A 25,954-nucleotide genomic window follows, 5' to 3' on the forward strand; every position below is an offset into this window, starting at 1 on the left:
CGCCGCGGCCACCGACGCCCCCTTGATCGTCAGCAACGTGGCCATCCCCGCCCTACACCTCCAGCCACTCCTTCCTGACCTGCGCGTTGGCCTTCAGGTCGCGCGGGGTGCCTTCGAACACGATGTGGCCGTGTCCCATCACGTAGACGCGCTGCGAGATATCCAGCGCGATGGCGAGTTTCTGTTCGATCAGCAGCACCGAGACGCCGCGCTCCTTGAGCGTTTTCAGGAAATCCCCGACCAGTGTGACGATCATCGGCGCCAGGCCCTCGGTGGGTTCGTCGATCAGGATCAGGTCGGGGTCGCCCATCAGGGTGCGGCACAGCGTCAGCATCTGCTGTTCGCCGCCGGACAGTACGCCGGCCGACGTATTCTCGCGTTCCTTGAGGCGCGGGAACATGCGGAACATGTCGTCCACGCTCCAGCGCGGCGTCTGCTGGCGCGGGTTGCGTTTCTCGCCGAGCAGCAGGTTCTGGCGCACGGTCAGCGTGGGGAAGATGTCGCGGTTCTCGGGCACGTAGCCGATGCCGGCGTGCGCGATCTCGAACGTGCGGCGGCCCAGAATCTCCTGGCCGCGAAAGCGGACCGACCCCTCGGCGCGGACCATGCCGAGGATGGCCTTGGCCATGGTCGAGCGGCCCACGCCATTGCGGCCCAGCAGCGCGACGATCTCGCCGTCGTCGATGTGGGCGTCCACGCCGTGCAGGATGTGGCTTTTGCCGTAGTAGGCATGCAGGCCGGTGACTTCGAGCATGGGCTGGCTCATCCAAGCGCTCCTTCTTCGGCGTGTTCGTCGAGCGTGGTGCCCAGGTAGGCTTCCTTGACGCGGCGGTTGTTGCGGATGGCCTCGGGCGTGTCCGTGGCGATGACCTCGCCGTAGACCAGCACCGAAATCCGGTCCGCCAGCCCGAAGACCACGCTCATGTCGTGCTCCACCATCACCAGCGTCTTGCCGGCCGTGACCTTGCGGATCAGTTCGACCGCATGGTCAGATTCAGACCTGCTCATGCCGGCGGTGGGCTCGTCCAGCAGGATCACGTCGGCGCCGCCGGCGATGGTGATGCCGATCTCCAGCGCGCGTTGCTCGGCGTAGGTCAGCAAGCCGGCCTGGGTGTTGCGGCGATGCTGCATGCCGATCAGCTCCAGCACCTCCTCGGCGCGCTCCTTCGCGTCGCGCAGTGCCGACAGCCGGTGCCAGAACGAATACTTGTAGCCCAGCGCCCAGAGCACCGCGCAGCGCAGGTTCTCGAACACCGACAGCCGGTGGAAGATATTCGTGATCTGGAAGCTGCGCGACAGCCCCATCCGGTTGATCTCGAACGGCCGCAGGCCGGCGATGCTCTGCCCGTTCAGCTTCACGGTGCCCGACGTGGGCGAAAACCGCCCGGAGATCAGGTTGAACGTGGTGGACTTGCCCGCGCCATTCGGCCCGATCAGCGCGTGGCGCTCGCCCTTGCCGATGGACAGCGTGACGCCGCGGATGATCTCGGTCTGGCCAAATTTCTTGCGGACGTCGGAAAGTTCCAGTGCGACCATGGTCATGCCCTCCCCGTTTCGGCCTGGATGGCGTCCAGCTCGGCCCGCACCTTGCCGCCCGTCCAGCGCCACGCCACGAAGCCCACCGCCCACAGCACGGCCGCCACGATCCACGGCGCCAGCGTGCCCGCGTCGAAACCGATGCCCAGCAGCGACATCGCCGTGCCGTTGGCGCTGTCCACCTGGACCTTGTAGACCATCTCGACGGTCAGGATGGCGGCCGCCAGCAGCACCAGCCCCGCGACGCCGGCCTGCGCGTACGACGGCAGCATGCGGCCAAACTGCTTGCGGGCCACCAGCGGCAACTGCATCAGCAGCAGGCTTGCGATGCCGCCGGGCACGAACATCACCATCATCACGAAGAACAGGCCCAGGTACAGCAGCCACGCCTTGGTCAGGTCCGACAGCGCCACGGCGAACAGCGTGAACACGATGGCGCCGATGACCGGGCCGAAGAACACGCCCGCCCCGCCGATGAACGCGGCCAGCAGCACGCCGCCCGAGCGCACCGCGCTGACGTTCTCGGCCGACACGATCTCGAAGTTGATGGCCGACAGCGCCCCGGCAATGCCGGCGAAGAACGCGGACAGGATCAGCACCAGGTAACGCACGCGCTGGGTGTTGTAGCCGATGAATTCCACGCGCTCGGGGTTGTCGCGCACGGCGTTGGCAATGCGGCCGAGCGGCGTCTGCGTCCACGCGTACATCGCCACCATCGACAGGAAGCACCAGATGGCGATCAGGTAGTACACCTGCCGGCCGGGGCCGAAGGTGATGCCCAGGAACGGGTCGCCGACCACGCGGTTGGTCGAAATACCGCCCTCGCCGCCGAAGAAGTCCGGGAACATGAGCGAGCTGGCGAACACCATCTCGCCGATGCCCATCGTGATCATGGCAAACGTCGTGCCGGACTTCTTGGTCGTCACGTAGCCAAAGATCACGCCGAAGAACGCGCCGGCCAGCCCGCCCACCAGCGGCAGCATCGACACGGGCAGCCAAACCTTGCCCGCGCCGACCATGTTCAGCACGTGCACGGCGATGAACGCGCCCAGGCCGGAATAGACCGCATGCCCGAACGAGAGCATGCCGGTCTGGCCCAGCAGCATGTTGTACGACAGCGCGAAGATGATCATGATGCCCATCTGGGACATCAGCGTGACCGCAAACCCGCCGGTGAAGATCAGCGGCATGACCAACATCAGCAGCGCGGTGGCCGTCCAGATCACCCAGCGCGCCAGGTTCAGCGGGCGGTAGCGCAGCGTGCGTCCCGTGACCACGGGCTCGGAGCGTTGTTGCATCGTCGTGGACTCCATCGCTCAGCTCTCCCGGGTACCCATGAGCCCGCGCGGGCGGAATATCAGCATCACCACGAGCAGCAGGTACGGCAGCACGGGCGCCACCTGCGCCACGGTCAGCTTCCATACCGAACTGAGCGGCGTGGCGTCTGTGACCGGCCAGCCGAAGCTGCCGAACAGCCCGGCCAGCGACGCGTCGATGGTTACCGCGAAGGTCTGCAGCACCCCGATCAGGATCGACGCGATGAACGCGCCGACCAGCGACCCCATGCCGCCGACCACCGCCACCACGAAGACGATGGACCCAACGGCCGCCGCCATCGACGGCTCGGTCACGAACGCGTTGCCGCCGATCACGCCGGCCAGCCCCGCCAGCGCCGCCCCGCCGCCGAACACCAGCATGAACACGCGCGGCACGTTGTGGCCCAGCGCCTCCACCATCTCCGGATGGGTCAGCGCGGCCTGGATCACCAGCCCGATGCGCGTGCGCGTGAGGACCAGGTAGATCGCCACCAGCATGCCCAGCGACACGAGCATCATGAAGGCGCGGTATTTCGGGAAGGACGAGGTGAAGACCGTGAACAGCGGCCCGTCGAGCTCGGCCGGGATGCGGTATGGCACGGCGGCCAGGCCCCAGACCAGCTTGACGCCTTCCTCGATCAGGTAGGCCAGCCCGAACGTGAACAGTAGCTCGGCCACGTGGCCGTATTTGTGGACGGTGCGCAGTCCGAACCGCTCCACCAGCGCGCCGGCGCCCGCCACCAGCAGCGGCGCCAGGATCAGCGCGGGCCAGAAGCCCAGCTTGGTGGCCAGCGTGTAGGCAAAGTAGGCGCCCAGCATGTAGAAGCTGGCGTGCGCGAAATTGAGCACGCCCATCATGCTGAAGATCAGCGTGAGCCCCGATGACAGCATGAACAGCAACAGGCCATAGCTGATGCCGTTCAGTAGCGAGATGACGAAGAATTCCACGGCAAGTCCCTCAGGGCGGTTCCCGGAGCTGGAACGCAACCCGGCAAAAGCCATATTGTCGGGGGTTCCCGCGTCACGGGGAACCCCATCCCACGTCGTGGCCCCGGTATCAGCCGCCGCTGCCCGGACGCTTCATCTGGCACGAGGTGGGCTGCGCCGCCACGAACTGGTCGAGCGCCGCCTCGGTCTTCCAGCCATAGCCGGTGTTTTCCTGGTCGAACTTGATGTCCTTGCCGTTGACCTTGGTCCAGGTGGCCACCACCAGCGGCTGCTGGGCCTGGTGGTCCGTGTTGCGCATCTCCACGGTGCCGTTCATGCTTTCCACCTTGATGCCTTCCATGGCCTTGGCCACCTTGACCGGATCGGTGGAGCCGCTGTCCTTGAACGCCTTGGCCAGCATGGCGATGCCCGTGTACGACGCCATCACGTAGAAATCGTCGTTGTACTTCTTCTTGTAGCCCTCCACGATGTCCGCGCCGCGGAACGTCTGGTTGTTCGGGTTGTAGTACCCCACGTACTTGACGCGCTCGGCGCCGGCCGCGCCCATTGCCGTCGGCACGCCGGTGGTGGCGGCATAGTAGGTGTAGTAGTTGACCGGCAGGCTGGCGTCCTTGCCCGCCTTGATCAACAGCGCCAGGTCGCTGCCCCAGTTGCCGGTGATGACCGTGTCGGCGCCCGACGCCTTGATCTTGGCGGCGTACGGCGCAAAGTCCTTGACCTGGGCCAGCGGGTGCAGGTCCTCGCCGACGATCTGGATGTCAGGCCGCTTGCGCTTCAGGTAGTCCTTGGCGGCGCGGGCCACCTGGTGGCCGAACGAGTAGTTCTGGTTGATCAGGTAGACCTTCTTGACGTTCGGGTCCTTGGCCAGGAACGTGGTCAGGGCCTCCATCTTCATGTCCGAGTTGGCGTCCAGCCGGAAATGCCAGTAGCTGCATTTGCTGTTGGTCATGTCCGGGTCTACCGCCGCGTAGTTCAGGTAGACGATTTCCTTGCCCGGGTTGCGCTCGTTGTGCTTGGCCACCGCGTCTTCCAGCGCCAGGCCCACCGACGACCCGTTGCCCTGCACGATGTAGCGGATGTTCTGGTCCACCACCTGCTTGAGGATGGTCAGGCTTTCCTGCGGGCTCAGCTTGTTGTCGAAGCCCACCACCTCGAACTTGTGCGCGCCGCCCCAGCCTTTCTGGTTCGCCACGTCGGCCACGTACTGCCAGCTCTTGAGCTGGTTCTGCCCCACGGGGGCCATCAGCCCCGACAACGGATCGATGAAGGCGATCTTCACCGTTTCGGCGGCCGCCATGCCCGAAGCCAGCGCCGAACCCAGTGCAACCACCGCAGCCACACTTCTTACCAGCGGACGCAACGTCGTCATACCTGTCTCCTTCACTTTGTTGTCGTTGGCGATTGGCGGCCGCCCGCGCCCTCCTCGCGCGGGCGGCCGCGTCTGCGCTTGCCCCGGTGGGGCACCGCAAATGCCTGCCGCCTGACCGGACCATCCGGCCCGGCGGCGCGCCGCCTCAGGCGGAGGGCAGCTTGTAGTCCTTGAACTGCTCGCGCAGCTTCAGCTTCTGCATCTTGCCGGTGGCCGTCAGCGGAATCTCGGTGACGAACGCCACGTCGTCCGGAATCCACCACTTGGCGACCTTGCCTTCGAAGAAGGCCAGCAGTTCCTCGCGCGTGACCTCCATGTTGGGGCGCCGGACCACCACCAGCAGCGGGCGCTCGTCCCACTTCGGGTGATAGGCCGAGATGCAGGCGGCCATGTGCACGGCCGGGTGCGCGGCGGCCACGTTCTCGACGTCGATCGACGAAATCCACTCGCCGCCGGACTTGATCACGTCCTTGCTGCGGTCCGTGATCTGCATGTAGCCCTCGTCGTCGATGGTGGCCACGTCGCCGGTCGGGAACCAGCCATCCACGAGCGGATCGTTGTCGTTGCGGTAGTAGCGGTCGATGACCCACGGGCCGCGCACGAGCAGGTCGCCGAACGCCTTGCCGTCCCACGGCAGTTCCTGGCCCTCGCCGTCCACGATCTTCATGTCGACGCCGTAGATCACGCGGCCCTGCTTTTCCAGGATCTTGTGCCGGGCGTCCTCGGGCAGATCCTTGTGGCGCGCCAGCAGCTTGCACGACGTGCCCAGCGGCGACATCTCGGTCATGCCCCAGGCGTGGATCACTTCCACGTCCAGCGCCTCCAGCGCGCGGATCATCGCCGGCGGCGCGGCCGATCCGCCGATCACCGTGCGGCGGAACGTGGAGAACTTGAGCTTGTTGGCCTGCACGTGCTGGAGCAGGCCCAGCCAGACCGTCGGCACGCCGGCCGAGAACGTCACGCCTTCCTGCTCGAACAGTTCATAGAGCGATGCGCCGTCCAGCTTGGCGCCCGGAAACACCAGCTTGGCGCCCACCAGCGGCACCGAGTACGGCAGCCCCCAGGCGTTGACGTGGAACATCGGCACCACCGGCAGGATCACGTCCTTGGCCGAGCAGCCCAGCGCGTCGGGCAGCGCCGACGCATACGAGTGCAGCACCGTCGACCGGTGCGAGTACAGCGCGCCCTTGGGATTGCCCGTGGTGCCCGACGTGTAGCACAGGCTCGACGCCTGGTTCTCGTCGAGCGCCGGCCAGGTGTACGCGCCGTCCTGGGCGTCGATCAGGTCCTCGTAGCAGAGCAGTTCCACCTTCGGGCTGGCCGGCATGTGGGCCCGGTCGGACATCATGACCCAGCCCTTCACGTTCGGGCAGTGCGGCGCCACGCCCTCCACCAGCGGCAGGAACGTGGCATCGAAGAAGACATAGCGGTCTTCGGCGTGGTTGACGATGTAGGCGATCTGCTCCGGAAAGAGGCGCGGATTGATCGTGTGGCAGACCGCGCCCATGCCCGAGACGCCGTAGTAGATCTCCAGGTGGCGGTAGCCGTTCCAGGCCAGCGTGCCCACCCGGTCGCCCTGCTGCACGCCCAGAGCCTCCAGCGCCTGCGCCACCTTGCGGGCGCGCAGTTCGCATTCCCGGTAGGTGTAGCGATGCAGATCTCCTTCTGTTCGCCGCGAGACGATTTCGGTGCTGCCGTAGTAGCGCGCAGCGTGCTTGATGATGGAGGAAATGAGCAGCGGCGCGCTCATCATTTGACCCATCAATGCCATGAAACGGTCTCCTTGGTTCGGAAGAAAACGAACAACCGTTCTTATTTTTGGCCGATCTTTCCCACACCCTGCAAAAGCATCGACAAAAATGAAGAAACTTGTTGGTGATTTTGGTGGACTGACGCGAAGGGGGGTCTCTCTCTCACAACCCAGACGCGTACCCTGCCATGCACGGGATTGATGTCCACCATATGCGTCGTTTTTTGAATGGTCTACGAGCAGCGGACAACCCTTGGCCGACAGGGGAAAACCGGTGCAAGTACAATACTGCGAGCCCTGATGTGTCTCAATATGTCGTTTTCCCCTAGCGTCATGCACGCCGTCTATGTGCACCCGAACGGGGCCCGCGGCAATGCCATCCGGCGCACGCCCCGGCCAGCGATTGCACCGGGCCGCTCAACGGCCACCACCCGCCCCCACGCCAGCGCATACGATGCCTACTGATTCCACCGACGTCCCGCCGCGCATCCCGTTCGCCGTGCCCTTTGCCACGGCCCCGGGCATGGCGGCGCTGGGCGAGCGCTTTTTCACGCGGCTGGCGCCCACGCCGCTGCCTTCGCCCTATCTGGTCAGCGCTGCGCCGGCCGCCGCCGCCCTGCTGGGCTGGGATGCCCCGGGGCTGGCCGCCGCCAGACAGGACCCGCGCTTCCTGGACACCTTCATCGGCAACGCCGTGCCCGACTGGGCCGATCCGCTGGCCACGGTCTACTCGGGACACCAGTTCGGCGTCTGGGCCGGCCAGCTTGGCGACGGCCGCGCGATCCGCCTGGCCGAGGCACAGATGCCCGACGGCCCGTGGGAGATCCAGCTCAAGGGCGCCGGCCTGACGCCCTACTCGCGCATGGCCGACGGCCGCGCGGTGCTGCGGTCGTCGATCCGCGAATACCTGTGCTCCGAAGCCATGCACGCGCTGGGCGTGCCCACCACGCGCGCGCTGGCCATCGTCGGCTCCGATGCGCCGGTGCGGCGCGAGACGCTGGAAACCGCCGCCGTGGTCACCCGGCTGGCGCCGAGTTTCATCCGCTTTGGCCATTTCGAGCATTTCGCGGCGCGCGAGGACCACGCGTCGCTGAAGCAACTGGCCGATTTCGTCATCGACCGCTTCTACCCGGCCTGCCGGGAGGCCGCCAGCCCGTACCAGGACCTGCTGCGCGAGGTGTCGCTGCGCACCGCCGACATGGTCGCCCACTGGCAGGCGGTTGGCTTCTGCCACGGCGTGATGAACACCGACAATATGTCGATCCTGGGCCTGACGATCGACTACGGTCCGTTCGGCTTCCTGGACGCCTTCGACGCCAACCACATTTGCAACCATTCCGACCAGCAGGGCCGCTACGCGTACAGCCAGCAGCCGCAGATCGCGTTCTGGAACCTGCATTGCCTGGCCCAGGCGCTGCTGCCGCTGTGGCGCGATACCGCCGCGCCCGACGCCGAAGCCGCCAAGGAAGCGGCCGTGGAAGCCGCCCGCGAGGCGCTGGACCCGTTCCGCGACCGCTATGCCGCCGCGTTCTTCCGCCATTACCGTGCCAAGCTGGGCCTGCGCACCGGTCAGGACCAGGACGAGACGCTGATGACCAACCTGTTCCGCGTGATGCACGCCAATCGCGTCGACTACACGCTGTTCTGGCGCAATCTGGCCAGCGTGGCGTCCCAGGACGCCTCCGGCGACGCGCCAGTGCGAGACCTGTTCCTGGATCGCGCCGCCTGGGACGCCTGGGCCGCCGAATATCGCGCCCGCCTGCAGGCCGAACAGTCGGACGACGCGGCGCGCGGGGTTGCAATGCGCCAGGTCAACCCGAAATACGTGCTCCGGAACCATATGGCCGAAACCGCGATCCGCGCCGCCCGCGACAAGGACTTTTCGGAAACGGACCGTCTGCTGGCCGTGCTGTCGAAACCGTTCGACGAGCAGCCCGAGGCGGCCCGCTACGCCACCCTGCCGCCCGACTGGGCGTCGGGGCTCGAAGTCAGTTGTTCGTCCTGAGCCGCGCCCCACGCGGCCTGCCCCCAAAGGAAACGAGATGACCACCAACAAGACCGACGCCGAATGGCGTGCCCAGTTGTCCGACATCGAATACCGCGTGACGCGCGAAGCGGCCACCGAGCGCCCGTTCACCGGCCGCTACTGGGACCATTGGGACCAGGGCATCTACCACTGCGTGGGCTGCGGCACGCCGCTGTTCGAATCGGCCACCAAGTTCGATGCCGGCTGCGGCTGGCCGAGCTATTTCCGGCCGATCAACGGCGAGGTCATCGCCGAGCATGTAGACCATAGCCACGGCATGACCCGCGTGGAAGTCCGCTGCAAGGAATGCGGCAGCCATCTGGGCCATGTCTTCGAGGACGGCCCCGCGCCGACCGGCCTGCGCTATTGCATCAACTCGGCTGCGCTAAAATTCGACGATCGCGATCCGGCCGACCGCGGGTGACGCCACCCGCACACCGGGCGCGTCGTCCGATCCGCCCCGCGGATCGCCCCCGGCCAGGCCACCGCGCCTGGCCGCCAACCTGATTTGGTCCGCATGAAATTCCTGTTCGACCTGTTCCCGGTCATCCTGTTTTTTGTCGCCTTCAAGCTGTTCGGCATCTATGAAGCCACCGCCGTGGCCATCGTGGCGACGGTGCTGCAGATTGCCTGGGTGCGTTTGCGCCACGGCAAGGTGGAGCCGATGCAATGGGTCAGCCTGCTGATCATCGGCGTCTTTGGCGGCGCGACGATCGTGCTGCACAACGAAACGTTCATCAAGTGGAAGCCGACCGTGCTGTACTGGCTGTTCGCGGTCACGCTGGTGGCGTCGGTCATCGGCTGGCGCAAGAACCTGATCCGCGCGATGATGGGCAAGCAGGTGACGCTGCCCGAGCCGATGTGGGGCAAGCTCAACGCCGCCTGGGCCGCGTTCTTCGCCGTGATGGGGGTGCTGAACCTCTACGTGGCGTACCAGTTCTCCACGGACACCTGGGTCAACTTCAAGCTGTTCGGCAGCATGGGGCTGATGGCCGTCTTCATCGTGGCGCAGAGCGTCTGGCTGTCGCGCCACATCCAGGAAACCCCGTCGCAGGAAGGCCGCTCCGAGTAAGCCGGCGCCCGCCCCTGCCCCCCACTATTCATTGGAAGGACTACCGATGGCCGCCGATCCCGCCACCATCGAGACGCTGCTGCACGCGGCGCTCCGCCCCACCCGCCTGACCGTGCAGGACGACAGCGCGGCCCATGCCGGCCACGCCGGCGCGGCCTCTGGCGGGGGCCACTACAACGTGCTGATCGTGAGCGACCGGTTCGCCGGCCAATCGCGCGTGGCGCGCCATCGTATGGTGTATGATGCGCTGCGCGAACTGTTCCCCTCGCAAATCCATGCGCTGGCCGTCAGCGCCTACACCGACCAAGAATATCAATCCCGCGAAGCATGACGCGACGCGCTCTCGCTACTCTCAGACCTGACCCCATGAAGACCACCGTCCTCTCGTTCAGCCTGGCGGCTGTGCTCGCTGCTGGCAGCCTGCCCGTGTTCGCCCAGAACGCCGCCGTTGTGAATGGCAAGCCCATCCCGTCGGCCAAGGTGGACAAGCTGATCGCCGGCACCGGCCAGCCCGCCACGCCCGAACTGCGCGACCGTGCACGCACCATGCTGATCGATCGGGAACTGCTGGTACAGGAAGCGTCCAAGCGCGGCATCCTGCAACGGGACGACATCCAGGACCAGCTGGAACAGGCCCGCCTGAACGTGCTGGCCGGCGCCGTCTTCGAGGACTACGTGCGCACCCACGGCGCCAACGACGACGAACTGCGCAAGCAGTACGACAAGATCAAGGGCCAGTTCGGCAACGGCAAGGAATACCATGCCCGCCACATCCTGGTGGAGAAGGAAGCCGACGCCAAGGCCCTGATCGCCAAGATCAAGGGCGGCGCCAAGTTCGAGGACGTGGCCAAGTCGTCGTCGAAGGACACCGGCTCGGCAGCCAACGGCGGCGACCTGGACTGGGCCAACAGCGGCAGCTACGTACCGGAGTTCTCGGCCGCCATGACCGGCCTGAAGAAGGGTCAGATGACCGACACGCCGGTCAAGACGCAGTTCGGCTGGCACATCATCGAACTGGTCGACGTGCGCGACGCCAAGATCCCGTCGTTCGAGGAAGTGAAGCCCCAGCTTCAGCAAATGCTGATGGGCGACCAGGCCTGGCAGCGCGAGCAGTTCCAGGCGATGATGAAGTCGCTCAAGGACAAGGCCAAGATCCAGTAACCCTGGCCCCTTGCTCAACGAAAACCGGCGCCCATGCGCCGGTTTTTGCTTTTCCGGGCCCGCCGCGCCGGCCAACCGGGTGCGGTTTGGCGCGCTCGGTAACACACTGGTGCAGTTTGCCGGTTTCCTTGCCCCGCCCCGGTCAGTAATATCGGACGGATCGACAACACGGCCGGACACCCGTCCCGGCCAGTCACCGGTTGCGGAGATTCAAGGCTTATGGGTGTGACCAACGGCTACTGGTACATGTGGCACCTGTACTCAAGCGGCATCGTCTATTGCGCCCTGGGCATGCCACACGTGGAATGCACCAACGGCCGCTGGCGCGACCTGCACCGCCATCTGCCCGCGCGAGACCGCTACGCGCAGTCCAAGCTGCTCCAGGCCACCATCGCCTTCATGGAAGTACGCGGCGAGATTGCCGTCCCGCCCGGCGCCGACCGCATGCGGCTGCTGTATTCCCGCTACCTCCCCTGGAGCGCGCGGCTGGGTGGGCAGGCGTCGCCGGCATAACGCACGGCGAGAAATCGGTCCGAAGTCGCCTGTCCCGTTGCACTTTGAGACGCGTCTCATGACCTGACTCAAGCTCCCGGTTTTCGGACACACAAGTTCACAAAACCCCTCTTGGCGCCCCATTGCCCGCGGCCTAGGATCACACCGCTGTCACCGGGCGAGCAGCCATCGCTGCCCCGCGCAGCGCTATCCATCGGCTCTCGGGGACGACATGGGAGAGGTATCCACACTGGTCGGCTGGCTCGTCTTTAACGTGGCGATTCCACTATTGGCGCCGTTCGCACTGCTGCCTTTTGCGAAGGTGGCCGTGTTCTCGCGTTCGCGCAGCCAGGGCATCGTGCGGCGGGCGATTCAGGACGGGCAACTGCTCTGGGCAGCCATCCCGATCAGCGCCAGCGCCTGCTATGCGCTGGCATGCTGGATCGACCAGTCCGATGGCGAGAGCTTCATGGCATGGGCGTTGATGGGCCTGCACGTGGCGCTGATCGTGGCCGACGCGCTGCTCGTCATGCTGGGTACGCTCGACGCCTATCCGCGAAGCCGGCGCAAGCGCGGGGAACTCGATCGGGTCCTCTACCTGTCCGTGGTCCTCAGTATCGCCAGCGCCGGGGCGTATGCGTACGCCCAGGTGGTCTTCGTGACCGGCGGCACTTGAGACCGCCACTTTCAAACCTTCCTGACTGGAGAAATCACATGAACAAGTTCCTGACCCGCCTGCTGGAAGACGACGAATTCCAGGGCAAGGCTGCACGCCGGCTGGCATGGGGCGTCATCATCTACACCACGCTGACGATCCTGTTCTGTGAATGGCTGCGCCAGACCGGGCGATGACGCCGGGACCCGACGCCAAAAAAAACGTCCGCGCGAAGGCGGACGTTGTTTCCAGGCGGCAGGTCCGGTCAACCCACCCACTTGCGCGCGTTGCGGAACATGCGCATCCACGGGCTGCCGCCGTCCGGGACGGCCTTCCAGGCGTCCGGGGCCCAGCTCATGGTGGCGGTGCGGAACACGCGCTCCGGGTGCGGCATCAGCGCCGTGAAGCGGCCGTCGATAGTGGTCACCGACGTGATGCCTTCCGGCGAGCCGTTCGGGTTCAGCGGATAGGTCTGCGTCACCGCGCCAAGGTTGTCGACGAAGCGCAGCGCCACGTTGACCTTGCCGATGTCGCCCTGCTGCGAGAAGTCGGCAAAGCCTTCGCCGTGCGCCACCGCAATCGGGATGCGGCTGCCTTCCATGCCGGCGAAGAACACCGACGGCGACTGCTGCACTTCCACGGTCACGAAGCGGGCTTCGTACTGTTCCGACTGGTTGCGCGTGAACTTCGGCCATGCACCGGCGCCCGGGATGATCGGGGCAAGGTTACTGAGCATCTGGCAGCCGTTGCACACGCCAAGCGCGAAGGTGTCCTGGCGGTTGAAGAACGCCGCGAATTGCTCGGCCATCTGGCCGTTGAACAGGATGGTCTTGGCCCAGCCCTCGCCGGCACCCAGCACGTCGCCGTAGCTGAAGCCGCCGCAGGCCACGAAACCCTTGAAATCGGCCAGGCTGGCCCGGCCGGCGATCAGGTCGCTCATGTGCACGTCGACAGTCTCGAAACCGGCCATGTCCATGCTGTAGGCCATCTCGATCTGCGAGTTCACGCCCTGTTCGCGCAGGATGGCCACGCGCGGCCGGCTGCCCGTGGCGATGAACGGGGCGGCGATGTCCTCGGCCGGATCGAAGGTCAGCACGGGGCTGATGCCCGGGTCGGCGGCGTCCAGCACGCGGTCGTATTCGCTGTCGGCGCAGGCCGGGTTGTCGCGCAGGCGCGCGATGCGCCAGCTCACCTCGGTCCAGATGCGCTGCAGGTCGGCGCGAGCGGCGCCAAAGACCTTCTTCGCATCGCGGTAGATCTCGATCTGGTCGTTCGTGTTCGGCTTGCCGATCACATGGCTGCAGGCCGACAGGCCGGCCTCGCGCAGCACGGCGAACACCGCGTCACGCTCCTCGGCCCGCACCTGGATGACCGCGCCCAGTTCTTCCGAGAACAGCGCGCGCAGCGTCTGGTCGTTGCGGCGCTCGGCAATCTGCTGGGCCCAGTTCTTGGCGTCGCCGTAGTCCTGCTCCTGGTTCGGATCCAGCGTCAGCATGTCAACGTTCAGCGAAACGCCGGTGTGGCCCGCAAACGCCATTTCGGCCACGGCCGCCATGAAGCCGCCGTCCGACCGGTCGTGATAGGCCAGCAGCTTGCCGTCGCGGTTCAGGCGCTGGATCACGTTGAAGAAGTTCTTCAGGTCCTCGGGGTTGTCCACGTCCGGCGCGCTGTCGCCCACCTGCTGCGTCACCTGCGCCAGGATGCTGCCGCCCAGGCGGTTCTTGGCGCGGCCCAGGTCGATGGCGATCAGTACCGAATCGCCCAGGTCGGTGCGCAGTTGCGGCGTCAGCGTGCGGTTGACGTCATCCACGGCGGCGAACGCCGAGATGATCAGCGACACCGGCGCCACCACTTCCTTGTCGCCGTCCGCGTCGGACCACTTGGTCCGCATCGACAGCGAATCCTTGCCCACCGGGATGCTGATGCCCAGCGCCGGGCACAGCTCCATGCCCACGGCGTGCACGGTGTCGTACAGCCGGGCGTCCTCGCCGGCCACGCCGCACGCGGCCATCCAGTTGGCCGACAGCTTGACCTTGTTCAGGTCCTTGACCGGCGCGGCGGCCAGGTTGGTCAGCGCCTCGCCAATGGCCATGCGGCCCGACGCGGGCGCGTCGATCACGGCCAGCGGCGTGCGCTCGCCCATCGTCATGGCCTCGCCGGCACGGCCCTTGTAGTCGAGCGTGGTCACGGCCACGTCCGCCACCGGCACCTGCCACGGGCCCACCATCTGGTCGCGGGCGTTCATGCCGCCCACCGTCCGGTCGCCAATCGTGATCAGGAACGACTTGCTGGCGACGGTCGGATGGCGCAGCACGTCGGTGACGGCCTGTTCCAGCGAGATACCGGTCACGTCCACCGGCGGCAGCGCCTGTGCCACGCGCTGCACGTCGCGGTGCATGCGCGGGGGCTTGCCCAGCAGCACATCCATCGGCATGTTGACCGGGTAATGCTCCTTGAGCGCCGCATCGACGTGGGCGTCCACGAGCTGCAACTGCTTCTCTTCGGTGGCGATGCCGACCACGGCAAACGGGGCGCGCTCACGCTCGCACATGGCCTGGAAGCGCGGCAGGTCGTTCGGCGCGATGGCCATCACATAGCGTTCCTGCGACTCGTTGCACCAGATCTCGGCCGGGGACAGGCCCGACTCCTCCAGATGCACCTGGCGCAGGTCGAAGCGCGCGCCACGGCCGGCGCCGTCCACCAGTTCCGGGAACGCGTTCGAGATACCACCCGCGCCAACGTCGTGAATCGACAGAATCGGGTTCTCGTCGCCCAGCTGCCAGCAGGCATTGATCACTTCCTGGGCACGGCGCTCCATCTCGGGGTTGCCGCGCTGCACGGAATCGAAGTCCAGGTCGGCCGTGTTGGTGCCCGTGGCCATCGAGCTGGCGGCGCCGCCGCCCATGCCGATGCGCATGCCCGGGCCGCCAAGCTGGATCAGCAGCGTGCCGGCCGGCAGCGGGTCCTTGTGGGTGTGTCCGGCGTCGATGTTGCCGATGCCGCCGGCGATCATGATCGGCTTGTGGTAGCCGCGCACGGTGCCGCCGACGTTCTGCTCGTAGACGCGGAAGTAGCCGCCCAGGTTGGCGCGGCCGAATTCGTTGTTGAACGCGGCGCCGCCCAGCGGGCCGTCGATCATGATCTGCAGCGGCGACGCGATGCGGTCCGGCTTGCCGGTCACGCCGGGCTTGTCGTCGGGATTGCGGTGCGCCACCGGCTGGGCCGCGTCGCGGGCGTTTTCCCAGGGCTGGACGGCGTCCGGCAGCATCAGGTTCGACACGGTGAAGCCGGTCAGGCCGGCCTTGGGCTTGGCCCCGCGGCCCGTGGCGCCTTCGTCGCGGATTTCACCGCCGGCGCCCGTGGAGGCCCCCGGGAACGGCGAGATCGCCGTGGGGTGGTTGTGCGTCTCCACCTTCATCAGCGTGTGGGTCAGCGCCTCGTGGCGGCCGTATTTCTGGTCTGCGCCGCGCGGGAACCAGCGCTCGGCCACATCGCCTTCCATGACGGCCGAATTGTCCGAATAGGCGACGATGGAGCCCTGCGGGTTCAACTGGTGCGTGTTGCGGATCATCGCGAACAGCGACTTGTCCTGCGCCACGCCGTCGATGGTCCACGTGGCGTTGAAGATCTTGTGGCGGCAGTGCTCGCTGTTGGCCTGCGCGAACATCATCAGTTCGACGTCGGTCGGGTTGCGGCCGAGCTTGCCGTAGTTTTCCAGCAGGTAGTCGATCTCGTCCTCGGACAGCGCCAGGCCCATGGCCGTGTTGGCGTCCACCAGCGCGCTGCGGCCGGCGGAAATGTCGATGAACTGCAGCGGCTTGGCCGGCAGCTCCTGGAACAGGCCGGCCGCCTCGTCGCGCGAGGCGATCACGGTCTCGGTCATCCGGTCGAACAGGTGGGCGGCCACGGCGGCACGCGTGCCGGCGTCCAGCGACTTGCGGCCGCGCAGCAGCCCTTTCTTGCAGACCACGGTGATCTCGATGCCGCGCTCGATGCGGTGCACGTGGGTCAGGCCGCAGTTGTGCGCGATGTCGGTGGCCTTGCTGGCCCACGGCGAGATCGTGCCGAAGCGCGGAATGACCACGAAGCGGTCGCCCTCGGGCTGGGCCGCGAACGGCGCGCCGTAGGTCAGCATGGCGCCGATGCGCGTCTGGTCCTCGGCGGACAGCGGCGTGTCCGAATCGACAAAATGCACGAACTGGCCGTGCACCGATTCAATATCGGCGTCGACTTGTTGGAGCGCGGCAAGCAGGCGTTGCTGACGGAAGGCGGAAAGCGCCAAAGCGCCGGGGAAGCACGAGAAATGCGCCATGATCGGTACGGTCAGGAGGCGAGGAGGTGGGGCTGAAGCGGCTGCCGGCACTGCTGAATGGAATGCCGACTGTCGGAAAACCGCTATTGTACCTTGTTGGCGCCCGCTTTTTGCATTGCGCAATGCGCCGGGGACGGACAGCGGCGGGAAATCCGGACGCGACCGCCGCCCGGTGGCGCATCCGGCGCCCGCCCTGCCCCCTCCCCGCCCCTGCCTGCCGCTCAGAGCGACGTGGCCGAGCGGGCCGCCTGCTCGTATAGCCCGGTCAGCACCCGCAGCAGCCGCGCCAGTTCGCCAATCTCCACGTTCTCGTCGCTGCCCTCGGTGAAATTGCTGGTCAGGCACTGCTCGCGGATCTCGCGATACCGGGCGCAGGCCTCGGCGCCGGCCTCGGTCGTCGCGTAGGTCGCCTCCTTGCCCACCCGCTCGCCGGCCACCAGGCCCAGCCCCACCAGCTTCTTGAGCGAATACGTCACCAGGTGGGTGTCCTCCACGTTCAGCACGAAGCAGATGTCCGCCAGCCGCTTGGCCCGGCCGCGGTGGTTGACGTGGTGCAGCACCAGCACGTCCAGGAAGGTCAGATCGCGCACGCCGGCGGCACCCATGCAGCGCACCACCCAGCGGCTGTAGGCGTTGTAGGCCGTGTTCAGGCCGAATTCGAACTCGGACAGCTCCGGGCTGCGCACCGAGACCAGGTGCGACGACGACACGATGTTGACGCCGGCGGCGCGCGCCAGCGGGCGCATCTCCCCGGCGGCGGGCGCGTCGGCAAGGCGGTCGGGGGCGGGCTTGCGGGGCATGGGGCAGGTCTCCGGAACAATAGGGGCGGTGGCGATAGGTGAAAGCCCGGGGCGGCGCCGGGCAATTTTGGCTTGACAGTTTATCGGCGAATTATGAGCATGAACACATGAATTCGTGACTGGGCATGGCCCTTGCATCGGCTGCGGCGGCAGATCGTCGCCGCACCGAAAAGGCGCCAGCCCCGTTGCCGTGACCGCAGTACCGCCCCGCAGCCCATGGCCACCGGGACGGCGGCAGTTCCAGGTAGTTCCAACCCGCGCAGCCGGGCAGCGCCCGTGCGCCACACCAGGAGAGATCGAGATGCGAGTCAAGGCAATGGCAGTCGCGGCGGCGGCACTGCTGCTGGCCGCCACGGCGGCGCGGGCGGAGACCAAGTGGGACCTGCCCACCGGATACCCGGCCACCAACCTCCACACCGAAAACCTGCAGCAGATGGCCACCGACGTGGAGCGCGCCACCGGCGGCAAGCTCAAGATCGTGATCCACCCTAACGGATCCCTGCTCAAGGCCAACGAAATCAAGCGCGGCGTGCAGACCGGCCAGGTGCAGATGGGCGAAATCCTGATGTCGCTGCTGGCCAACGAGAACCCGGTCTTCGGCGTGGACGCCGTGCCGTTCCTGGCCACCAGCTACGCCGACGCCTACCGGCTCTGGCAGGCGTCCCGGGCCACCACCGACAAGGTGCTGGACCGCCAGGGCATGAAGCTGCTCTACGCCGTGGCCTGGCCGCCGCAGGGCATCTACGCGAACAAGCCGATCAACAGCGCCGCGGACATGAAGGGCCTGAAGTGGCGCGCCTACAACCCCGCCACGTCGAAGATCGCCGAACTGGTCAGCGCCCAGCCGGTGACGATCCAGGCGGCCGATCTGGCGCAGGCGCTGGCCACCGGCACGGTCAACTCGTTCATGTCGTCGGGCGCCACGGGCGTGGACACCAAGGTCTGGGAATCGGTCAAGTACTTCTACACGGTCGACGCCTGGCTGCCGAAGAACATGCTGGTGGTCAGCAAGAAGGCGTTCAACGCGCTCGACAAGCCCACGCAGGATGCCCTGCTCAAGGCCGTGGCCGACGCCGAGAAGCGCGGCTGGCAGGTATCGGAGCAGAAGACCAAGGAATACCTGGCCACGCTGTCCAAGAACGGCATGACCGTGGCGCCGCCGTCGGCCCAGCTCAAGACCGACATGCAGAAGGTGGGCGAGGTCATGGTCAACGACTGGGCGAAGAGCGCGGGCGACGACGGCAAGGCCATCCTCGACGCCTACCGCAAGTAGACCCTGAAAGCAGTCCCGGCCGGCCTGCCGACGGTGGGCCATGCCGGTTTGCACGCAGCATGGCCGGACGCCGGGGCCGCCGCCCCGGTCCGGCCCGCCCTTCGCCGTTGCGCCTCACAGGTAGCCCGTACCCATGGAAGCCCCCATCCCCCGCAAGCGCTGGCTCGACCGGCTGCTTGACCTCTTTGCCGCGCTCGGCGCCCTCTGCATCCTGGCCGTCTGCATCGTCATGATCGCCATGTCGATCTCGCGCGAGACGCTGATCGTGCTCAAGGGCGGCGACGACATCGTCGCGTGGCTGTGCGCCGCGTCCGCATTCCTGATCCTTGGCCAGACCTTCCAGCACGGCGGCATCGTGCGCGTGGAGATGCTGCTGGAGGCCGTCGGCCCGAAACGGCGCTGGGTGCTCGAAGTGCTGTCGCTGTCGATCTGCCTCGTGTTCGCCGCCTACGCCGCCTGGGCGCTGGGCGCGTTTGCCTGGCAGAGCTGGGAGATCAACGACGTGTCGCAGGGCCAGATCGTGATCCCGCTCTGGATTCCGCAGAGCTTTGCCGTGCTGGGCACGCTGGGCTTCCTGCTGGCGGTGGCCGACGAATGGCTGCGCGTGGTGCGCCGGCAGAAGCCGCGCTACCAGCTGGCGCAGGAAGCCAAGCTGGCCGCCGGCGACTTCGGGGAGACCGTCTGATGAGCACCGTACTCGTTGCCCTGATCCTGCTGCTCGTGATGATGGTCTTCCTGGCCATCGGCGCGTGGATTCCGGTGGCCATCGCCGTGACCTCGTGGGTCGGGCTGGTGGTCTTCTCCGACCACGACGCGCTGGTCAACCTGGCCAACGCCTGGTGGTCGTCCAGCGCGTCGTACACGCTGGCGTCGCTGCCGCTGTTCGTCTGGATGGGCGAGATCCTGTTCCGCACCAAGCTGTCCGAGCAGATGTTCAACGGGCTGTCGCCGTGGCTGAACTGGCTGCCGGGCCGCCTGATGCACGTCAACATCCTGGGCTGCGGCATCTTCGGGTCGGTCTCGGGGTCGTCGGCGGCTACCTGCGCGACGATCGCCAAGTCGGCCCTGCCCGAGCTGACCCGGCGCGGCTACGACGAGCGCATCACGCTGGGGTCGCTGTCGTGCGCGGGCACGCTCGGCATCCTGATCCCGCCGTCTATCACGATGGTGGTCTACGCGGTATCCGCCGACGTGTCGATCATCCGCGTGTTCCTGGCCGGCTTTCTGCCCGGCCTGCTGCTGATGCTGCTGTTCTCGGGCTATATCGTCGTGTGGGCGCTGATGAACCCGTCGCGCACGCCGGCCGCCGAGACGTTTGGCTGGCGCGCGCGGCTGGCATCGATCCGCCAGCTGCTGCCCTGCATCGTCCTGATCGCGTTCATCACGTGGATCATGATGGCCGGCTACTCCACCGCCACGGAAGCGGCCGCCTACGGCGTGGTGGCGTCGCTGGGGCTGGCCTGGGCCGGCGGGTCGCTGACGCGCAAGGCGTTCTGGGAAAGCCTGATGTCGGCCACGCGGCTGACCGCGATGATCATGTTCGTGCTGGGCGCCACGTCGTTCCTGTCGGTGACGATGAGCTTCACGGGCATTCCGCGCGCGCTGGCCGAATGGGTGGCCGCGCTGCATCTGTCGCCGTGGGCGCTGATCGCGGTGCTGACGGTCATCTACATCGTGCTGGGCACGGCGCTGGACGGCATCTCGATGATCGCGCTGACCACGGCCACGGTGCTGCCGATGGTGCAGGCCGCCGGCTTCGACCTGGTCTGGTTCGGCATCTTCATCGTGCTGCTGGTGGAGATTGCCGAGGTGACGCCGCCCGTGGGCTTCAACCTGTTCGTGCTGCAGAGCATGACCGGCAAGGACAGCAACTACATCGCGCGGGTGTCGCTGCCGTTCTTCATGATGATGGTGGTGGCCATCGCGATCATCACGGTCTGGCCCAGCGTGGTCACGTGGCTGCCGGACGTGGTGATGGCCAAGGAACTCAAGTAGCGCGTTGTCCCCTACACTGTCTGCTTCTGGCCGGCCCGCACCCACGGGCCGGCGCCCGCCTTCCGCATGACCGTGCCATGACCGCCGTGCCACCCGCCCCAGCCCCCGCCGATCCCGCATCCGCCTGGATGCCGCTCGACACCGCCGAACCCGCCTCGCTCTACGACGTGGCCACGATCCGCCGGATCGAACAGGCCGGCCTGGCCGCCACGCCGCCCTTCACGCTGATGTCCCGCGCGGGTGCCGCGGCAGCGGATTGGGTCGGCCAGCACGTACCCGACGGGCGCATCCTGTTCCTGGCCGGCGCCGGCAACAACGGCGGCGACGCGCTGGTGGCCGCCACGCGGCTGCACCAGGCCGGGCGGCAGGTGGAGGCGTGGCTGCTGGCCGAAGCAGACCGGCTGCCCGACGATGCCGCGCGCGCCTGGCGCGAGGCCCGCGCCGCCGGGGTGCCGGTGCTGGCAATGCCGCGCGACTCGGCCGCCGCCCTGCCGCCGTGGCCGGCCGGCTGCGCCGCCGTGGTCGACGGGCTGCTCGGCATCGGCCTGAACCGGCCGGCGGACGGGGAAATGGCGCGCTGGATCGCCCATCTCAATGCGTCGCACCTGCCCGTGCTGGCGCTGGACATCCCGAGCGGGCTGTTTGCCGATACCGGCGCCGGCCAGCCCGCCGTGCGCGCGGTACGGACGCTGACCTTCCTGACCGCCAAGCCCGGCCTGCTGACGCTGGACGGCCGCGACTGCGCCGGCATCGTCGACATCGCGCCGCTCGGCCTCGACTACCCGCCCGCCACGCCGCCCGTGGCGCTGGTCAACCAGCCCGGCGCGTTTGCCGATGCCCTACCGCGCCGCGACCATGCCGCCAACAAGGGCCGCTATGGCAGCCTGGCGGTGATCGGCGGCAACCACGGCATGACCGGCGCGCCGCTGCTGGGCGCCCGCGCGGCGCTGCATCTGGGCGCGGGCCGTGTCCATGTCGGATTCCTGGCCCAGCCGGCGCCGCCTGTCGATCCGGTTCATCCGGAGCTGATGCTGCATGCCGTCGACCAACTGCCATGGGACGCCATGTCGGCCTTCGTGGCCGGACCCGGCATGGGCAGCGACGCCGCGGCCCGCCAACAGCTGGCGCAATTGATCGACCGGTGCGCCCGCGACACCCTGCCGCTGGTGCTCGATGCCGACGCACTGAACCTGCTGGCGGCAGACCCAGCGCTGGCGCGGCAACTGACCGACAGCGGGCTGGAGCCCGTCATGACGCCGCACCCGCTCGAAGCGGCGCGGCTGCTGGGCAGCGGCGTGGCCGACGTCCAGCGCGACCGGCTGGCCGCCGCCCGCGCGCTGGCAACGCGCTGGCATGCCACCGTCGTGCTCAAGGGATCGGGCACGGTCATCGCCACACCGGGCGGCGCGTCGGCCGCCATCAATCCCACCGGCAACGCCGGGCTGTCCACGGCCGGCACCGGCGACGTGCTGGCCGGCATGATCGGCGCGCTGCTGGCCCAGGGCATGGCCCGCGAGGCGGCCGCGCGCGCGGCGGTCTGGATCCACGGACGCGCGGCGGACCGCCTGGTCGCCAGCGGCACCGGCCCGGCGGGCCTGACAGCGAGCGAACTCTACCTGCCGGCGCGGGACATCCTGAACGCGCTGCTGCGCGGCGCGGCCGCATGACGCGGGCCGCGACACTACCGCAAGGCACTGACGGTGGCACGGGTGGCGACCATTCCCGTCGGCAGTTGCTGACCGGCATCGCGCTGCTGGTGGTCGGCCAATGGATCCTGAGCCTGCTCGACGCCACGGGCAAGACGCTGACCCAGCAAGGACTGCCCGTGGTGGCCGTGGCCTGGGTGCGCTACCTGGGCCATGTGGTGGCAATCTTCCTGCTGATCGGGCCGGCACGATGGCAGCGGCTGTCGCGCCCGGCCGCGCCGCGCCTGCAGTGGCTGCGCGGCGCGCTGATGCTGGCGTCGACGCTGGTGTTCTTCAGCGTGCTGAAGCTGATGCCGCTGGCCACGGCCACGGCGCTGAACTTCTGCGCGCCTCTGATCGTCGTGGCGCTGTCGCCGTGGCTGCTTGGCGAACGGCCGGGCCTGCACGCGCGCTGGACCCGCTGGATCGGCGTGGGCATCGGCTTCGCAGGGATGCTCGTGGTGGTGCGGCCGGGCGGCGAGCTCGATGCGTTTGGCGTGGCGCTGGGGCTGCTGTCGGCGTTGCTGTTCGCGCTGCTGCAGATGCTCACGCGGCGCATCGCCGCGCATGACGCACCCATGACCACGCTGATCCAGAGCGGCGTGACCGGGGCCGCGCTGACGACGCTGCTGGTGCCGTTCTTCTGGTTCGAGGCGGTGCCGACGGCGCTGCAATGCGCGCTGCTGGTTTCGGCCGGCCTGACCGGATCGCTCGGCCACTACTTCGTGATCCGCGCGTTCCAGTACGCCGACGCGTCATTCCTGAGCCCGTTCCTGTACCTGCAGATCTTCTCGGCTACCGTGGTCGGCTACTTCGCCTTCGGCCACCTGCCGGACTGGACTACCGCGCTGGGCATCGCCGTGATCTGCGCGGGCGGCGTGTGCGTGGCGGGCGGCGAGCCGCTGCTGCGCCGGATCGCCACACGGCTGGGACGCTGACGCGACCCGCCACGCACAAAGTGGCGGGCCGTGTCTATGCGGCAGGACGTCAGACAAGCGCCGATATGGCGCCGGCTGCGTGGCTGCTAACGTTGCGGATGTTCGCAAGCACGGTTACTTTTTGCTGCGACTTTCGGCTTTTGACGTCGTATCCCAGCGATATACTTGCGCAGGGCCTTGCCGGACGGCGCGGCCCCGCTCCCAGACTCCAGAACTTCGCATGCCCACTGAACTCCACGCCTGGACCGCTCTCCGCCAACACCACGATGCCATCCGCCACACGCCGATGCAGCAATGGTTTGCCGAAGCCGAGGCCGCGCGCCGTGTGGAGGACTTCTCGCTCGAAGCGGCGGGCCTGTACCTCGATTTCTCGAAGAACCGCATCACGTTCGAAACCTTCGCGCTGCTGATGAAGCTGGCCGAGGAAGCGGGCGTGACCCAGCGCCGCGACGCCATGTTCGCCGGCGAACATATCAATACGACCGAAGACCGCGCCGCGCTGCACGTGGCGCTGCGCGCCCTGCCGGATGCCCCGTTCAAGGTCGACGGCCAGTCGGTGATGCCCGGCATCCAGGACGTGCTGCACCGCATGCGCGACTTCGCCGGTCGCGTGCGCACCGGCGCCTGGACCGGCTTCAACGGCCAGACCATCACCGACATCGTCAACATCGGCATCGGCGGCTCGGACCTCGGCCCGCGCATGGTCTGCCGCGCGCTGGCCCACCTGGCGGACCCCAAGGGGCCGCGCATGCATTTCGTGTCGAACGTCGACGGCACCGAGCTGGCCGAAACGCTCGTGCGGCTGGACCCGGCCCGCACGCTGGTCATCGTCTGCTCGAAGACGTTCACGACGCTGGAAACCATGGCCAACGCGTGCAGCATGCGCGAGTGGTTCCTGCAGAACGGCGTGGCCGAAGACCAGTTGGCCCGGCACTTCGTGGCGGTGTCCACGAACCGTGAGGCCGTGGTCAAGTTCGGCATCGACCCGGCCAACATGTTCGAATTCTGGGACTGGATCGGCGGGCGCTTCTCGCTCTGGTCGTCGGTCGGCCTGTCGATCGCGCTGGCCGTGGGCTTCGACGCGTTCGAAGACCTGCTGCTGGGCGGCCGGACCATGGACGACCACTTCCGCACGGCCCCGCTGGCGCGCAACATGCCGGTGGTGCTGGGCATGCTCGGCATCTGGTACCGCAACTTCTTCGGCATGCCGACGAGCTGCATGGCGCCCTATTCCACCTCGCTCGAACTGTTTCCAGCGTTCCTGCAGCAACTGGAGATGGAGAGCAACGGCAAGTCTGTGCAGATCAACGGCGATCCGGTGCGGTCCGACACCTCGCCCGTGGTCTGGGGCACGGCCGGCACCAACGGCCAGCACGCCTACTTCCAGATGATCCACCAGGGGTCGCAGATCGTGCCCGTCGATTTCGTGGCGCCGCTGGTGCCGCCGCGCAGCCTGCCCGGCCATCACGCCAAGCTGCTGGCCAACTGCTTTGCCCAGGCCGAGGCGCTGATGCGCGGCCGGACCGCCGAGGAACTGCGCGCCGCCGGCGTGACCGACGAGGCCCGCGTGCCGCACATGGTGTTCGACGGCAACCGGCCGAGCAACATGCTGCTGATGGAAGACCTGACGCCGCACGTGCTGGGCGCGCTGATCGCGCTGTACGAGCACCGCACGTTCGTGCAGGGCGTGGTCTGGAACATCAACTCGTTCGACCAGTGGGGCGTGGAGCTGGGCAAGATCCTGGCGCGGCCCATCGAACAGGAACTGACCGGCAAGGGCGAGGCCACGCACGATGCGTCGACGGCGGCCCTGATCGCCCGTGCCCGCGGCGTCCTCGGGCGCGGCTGAGCACCCGCCCGAACAGGACGGCGGCCCCGGCGGCCGCCATGGCATTTCAGACTTCGGTACCCATCAATTCGTCGCTGGCCACGCGGCCGGCTTCGATCGTCAGGATGCGCCCGCAGCGCGCGGCCACGGAGCGGTCATGCGTGACCAGCACCAGGGTGGACCCGGCATCGCGGTTCAGCTCGAACATCAGCGCGATGACGGCCTCGCCGGTCGCGGTGTCCAGGCTGCCGGTCGGCTCGTCGGCAAACAGGATGTCGGGCCGCGCCACGAACGCGCGCGCCAGCGCCACGCGCTGCTGCTCGCCGCCGGACAGCGTCCGCGGGTAGTGCGTCAGCCGCTTGCCGAGGCCCACCCGCTCCAGCATCTCCGTGGCACGCTCGCGCACCTGCGACGTTTCGCCGCGCAACTCCAGCGGCAGCATGACGTTTTCGAGCGCCGTCAGGTGCCCGACCAGCTGGAACGACTGGAACACAAAGCCGACATGGCGCCCGCGCAGCGCGGCGCGCTGGTCTTCGTCGAGCTGGAACAGGTCCTGCCCGTGGAGCCTCACGGCGCCGGTGCTGGGCAGGTCCAGGCCCGCCAGCAGGCCCAAGAGCGTCGATTTGCCGGAGCCTGACGCGCCAACGATGGCCACCGTTTCGCCGGCCGTGACGGAAAACGAGACGTCGTGCAGAATCGTGAGCGAACCTGTCGTGTCGGCGACGGTCTTTCCGAGTGACTCGACAGCAAGAATGGAAGAGGACATGCGCGAGAAGATTCCCAACGTTGGGCGCCGGC

The 25,954-nt window shown here is 67.5% G+C and carries 23 protein-coding genes; 14 read left to right on the forward strand and 9 right to left on the reverse strand.

Translation table 11 applies throughout. The annotated features are described in order from the left end of the window. Nucleotides 1–52: 52 nt before the first annotated feature. The 6 genes from QTN24_RS14135 to QTN24_RS14160 all read right to left on the reverse strand — a co-directional run bounded on the left by QTN24_RS14135 (nt 53) and on the right by QTN24_RS14160 (nt 6,940). Nucleotides 53–766: an ABC transporter ATP-binding protein gene (locus QTN24_RS14135; RefSeq protein ID WP_313837774.1), complete on the reverse strand. Its 714-nt coding sequence runs from the start codon at nt 764–766 to the stop codon at nt 53–55. Continuing rightward, the gene (locus QTN24_RS14140) at nt 763–1,542 is read right to left on the reverse strand and encodes an ABC transporter ATP-binding protein (RefSeq protein WP_313837775.1); all 780 of its coding nucleotides are present in this window, start codon (nt 1,540–1,542) and stop codon (nt 763–765) included. The genes QTN24_RS14135 and QTN24_RS14140 overlap by 4 nt, the downstream gene beginning before the upstream one ends. Then, nucleotides 1,539–2,849: a branched-chain amino acid ABC transporter permease gene (locus tag QTN24_RS14145; protein WP_124684363.1), complete on the reverse strand. Its 1,311-nt coding sequence runs from the start codon at nt 2,847–2,849 to the stop codon at nt 1,539–1,541. The genes QTN24_RS14140 and QTN24_RS14145 overlap by 4 nt, the downstream gene beginning before the upstream one ends. Nucleotides 2,850–2,852: 3 nt before the next feature. Next, nucleotides 2,853–3,800, reverse strand: a complete 948-nt coding sequence (locus QTN24_RS14150; RefSeq protein WP_124684364.1) for a branched-chain amino acid ABC transporter permease — start codon at nt 3,798–3,800, stop codon at nt 2,853–2,855. 109 nt (nt 3,801–3,909) lie between these two features. Then, a complete protein-coding gene (locus tag QTN24_RS14155; protein ID WP_124684365.1) occupies nt 3,910–5,169 on the reverse strand; it encodes a branched-chain amino acid ABC transporter substrate-binding protein in 1,260 nt (419 codons plus the stop codon). A gap of 145 nt (nt 5,170–5,314) precedes the next feature. After that, nucleotides 5,315–6,940, reverse strand: a complete 1,626-nt coding sequence (locus QTN24_RS14160) for a 3-(methylthio)propionyl-CoA ligase (RefSeq protein WP_313837776.1) — start codon at nt 6,938–6,940, stop codon at nt 5,315–5,317. A 433-nt stretch (nt 6,941–7,373) separates the two neighbouring features. Between QTN24_RS14160 and QTN24_RS14165 the strand changes: the two genes are divergently transcribed. The 8 genes from QTN24_RS14165 to QTN24_RS14200 all read left to right on the forward strand — a co-directional run bounded on the left by QTN24_RS14165 (nt 7,374) and on the right by QTN24_RS14200 (nt 12,522). Next, complete coding sequence (locus QTN24_RS14165; RefSeq protein WP_313837777.1) at nt 7,374–8,924, forward strand: protein adenylyltransferase SelO; 1,551 nt, start codon at nt 7,374–7,376, stop codon at nt 8,922–8,924. 37 nt (nt 8,925–8,961) lie between these two features. Beyond that, nucleotides 8,962–9,369, forward strand: coding sequence for a peptide-methionine (R)-S-oxide reductase MsrB (gene msrB / locus QTN24_RS14170; protein ID WP_124684368.1), 408 nt, complete (start codon nt 8,962–8,964; stop codon nt 9,367–9,369). A 93-nt stretch (nt 9,370–9,462) separates the two neighbouring features. Continuing rightward, on the forward strand, nt 9,463–10,017 hold the full coding sequence (locus QTN24_RS14175; protein ID WP_313837778.1) for a septation protein A: 555 nt from the start codon (nt 9,463–9,465) through the stop codon (nt 10,015–10,017). 46 nt (nt 10,018–10,063) lie between these two features. Beyond that, nucleotides 10,064–10,348, forward strand: a complete 285-nt coding sequence (locus QTN24_RS14180) for a BolA family transcriptional regulator (RefSeq protein WP_313837779.1) — start codon at nt 10,064–10,066, stop codon at nt 10,346–10,348. A 35-nt stretch (nt 10,349–10,383) separates the two neighbouring features. Continuing rightward, the gene (locus QTN24_RS14185) at nt 10,384–11,178 is read left to right on the forward strand and encodes a peptidylprolyl isomerase (RefSeq protein ID WP_124684371.1); all 795 of its coding nucleotides are present in this window, start codon (nt 10,384–10,386) and stop codon (nt 11,176–11,178) included. Between the two features lie 219 nt (nt 11,179–11,397). Further along, nucleotides 11,398–11,691: a hypothetical protein gene (locus tag QTN24_RS14190; protein ID WP_313837780.1), complete on the forward strand. Its 294-nt coding sequence runs from the start codon at nt 11,398–11,400 to the stop codon at nt 11,689–11,691. 211 nt (nt 11,692–11,902) lie between these two features. Continuing rightward, nucleotides 11,903–12,346, forward strand: a complete 444-nt coding sequence (locus tag QTN24_RS14195; protein ID WP_124684373.1) for a hypothetical protein — start codon at nt 11,903–11,905, stop codon at nt 12,344–12,346. A gap of 38 nt (nt 12,347–12,384) precedes the next feature. Further along, nucleotides 12,385–12,522, forward strand: a complete 138-nt coding sequence (locus QTN24_RS14200; RefSeq protein WP_172966060.1) for a hypothetical protein — start codon at nt 12,385–12,387, stop codon at nt 12,520–12,522. Between the two features lie 68 nt (nt 12,523–12,590). On the opposite strand, the gene purL is transcribed toward QTN24_RS14200, so the two are convergent. Together purL and QTN24_RS14210 are read right to left on the reverse strand one after the other, a co-directional pair. Beyond that, on the reverse strand, nt 12,591–16,637 hold the full coding sequence (gene purL, locus QTN24_RS14205; RefSeq protein WP_313837781.1) for a phosphoribosylformylglycinamidine synthase: 4,047 nt from the start codon (nt 16,635–16,637) through the stop codon (nt 12,591–12,593). A gap of 221 nt (nt 16,638–16,858) precedes the next feature. Continuing rightward, on the reverse strand, nt 16,859–17,437 hold the full coding sequence (locus QTN24_RS14210; protein WP_313837782.1) for a winged helix DNA-binding protein: 579 nt from the start codon (nt 17,435–17,437) through the stop codon (nt 16,859–16,861). A 301-nt stretch (nt 17,438–17,738) separates the two neighbouring features. Between QTN24_RS14210 and QTN24_RS14215 the strand changes: the two genes are divergently transcribed. From QTN24_RS14215 to pgi, 6 genes are all read left to right on the forward strand, one after another. Next, nucleotides 17,739–18,710, forward strand: coding sequence for a TRAP transporter substrate-binding protein (locus QTN24_RS14215; protein ID WP_124684376.1), 972 nt, complete (start codon nt 17,739–17,741; stop codon nt 18,708–18,710). A 133-nt stretch (nt 18,711–18,843) separates the two neighbouring features. Continuing rightward, nucleotides 18,844–19,395: a TRAP transporter small permease gene (locus tag QTN24_RS14220; RefSeq protein WP_313837783.1), complete on the forward strand. Its 552-nt coding sequence runs from the start codon at nt 18,844–18,846 to the stop codon at nt 19,393–19,395. Further along, a complete protein-coding gene (locus QTN24_RS14225; RefSeq protein ID WP_124684378.1) occupies nt 19,395–20,705 on the forward strand; it encodes a TRAP transporter large permease in 1,311 nt (436 codons plus the stop codon). Before QTN24_RS14220 ends, QTN24_RS14225 begins: the two co-directional genes overlap by 1 nt. A gap of 77 nt (nt 20,706–20,782) precedes the next feature. Continuing rightward, nucleotides 20,783–22,372, forward strand: coding sequence for an NAD(P)H-hydrate dehydratase (locus tag QTN24_RS14230; RefSeq protein ID WP_409559025.1), 1,590 nt, complete (start codon nt 20,783–20,785; stop codon nt 22,370–22,372). Continuing rightward, nucleotides 22,369–23,328, forward strand: a complete 960-nt coding sequence (locus QTN24_RS14235) for a DMT family transporter (protein ID WP_313837784.1) — start codon at nt 22,369–22,371, stop codon at nt 23,326–23,328. Before QTN24_RS14230 ends, QTN24_RS14235 begins: the two co-directional genes overlap by 4 nt. 220 nt (nt 23,329–23,548) lie before the next feature. Next, nucleotides 23,549–25,177 carry a glucose-6-phosphate isomerase gene (pgi, locus tag QTN24_RS14240; RefSeq protein WP_313837785.1) on the forward strand — a complete coding sequence of 543 codons (1,629 nt, stop codon included), beginning with the start codon at nt 23,549–23,551 and terminating at the stop codon, nt 25,175–25,177. A 46-nt stretch (nt 25,178–25,223) separates the two neighbouring features. Here the strand turns inward: pgi and QTN24_RS14245 are convergent, their stop codons facing one another. Then, complete coding sequence (locus QTN24_RS14245) at nt 25,224–25,922, reverse strand: ABC transporter ATP-binding protein (RefSeq protein ID WP_124684382.1); 699 nt, start codon at nt 25,920–25,922, stop codon at nt 25,224–25,226. Between the last annotated feature and the right edge of the window lie 32 nt (nt 25,923–25,954).

The organism is Cupriavidus sp. SZY C1 (genome assembly GCF_032190535.1).
Lineage (GTDB): Bacteria > Pseudomonadota > Gammaproteobacteria > Burkholderiales > Burkholderiaceae > Cupriavidus > Cupriavidus pauculus_C.